Raw genomic sequence first — 512 nt, forward strand, 5'->3', positions numbered from 1 at the left:
TCGTGTCCGGCATGATCACCGGCCTGATCGGAGCCAGTCCGCTTGCCGGGTTTGACCTTGAGCCTGCCCAGTGCCGCGAGGATCGCCGCTTCGTCGACGCGTTCTTTGTCATATTCGACACGGACGCTGCCCGAGGCGCTGGCATCGGCCTGCAATACGCCGGGCACCTGGGACAGGGTTTCCCCGACGGTACGGGCGCGGCGTTCGTGGCCGATCCCTTCGACCTGCCATGTCACATGACCGTATCGCCCGCTGATCTCGGCGCCTGCCGCCCGCACCATGTCGCGCACGCGTGACAGCGGCAGCGCTTCGCCGTCGAAATGGATGCAGAGCTTTGCCGCCGTATCGCCGTCGGCGGGCAGGACATGCGCGCGCTCGACGCCGCGCTTGGCGCTCAACGTCGAGACGAGGCGCCCGACACAGGCATCGACCGCGTCGGGAACCTCGGGCAGAAGGACGGGAATATCGAGTTCGAGCTTTTCGGTCATCACGCCGTCTCCGCGTTGGTCTTG

1 protein-coding gene is annotated in these 512 nt (G+C 66.6%); it reads right to left on the reverse strand.

The genetic code is table 11. From position 1 onward, the window contains the following. Nucleotides 1-488 (reverse strand): hypothetical protein (locus AACY49_RS30365; RefSeq protein ID WP_445262678.1); only part of this gene is annotated, 488 nt, incomplete at its 3' end. Nucleotides 489-512: the final 24 nt, after the last annotated feature.

The sequence above is a fragment of the Pseudomonas sp. EL_65y_Pfl2_R96 genome (assembly GCF_963970905.1).
Lineage (GTDB): Bacteria > Pseudomonadota > Gammaproteobacteria > Pseudomonadales > Pseudomonadaceae > Aquipseudomonas.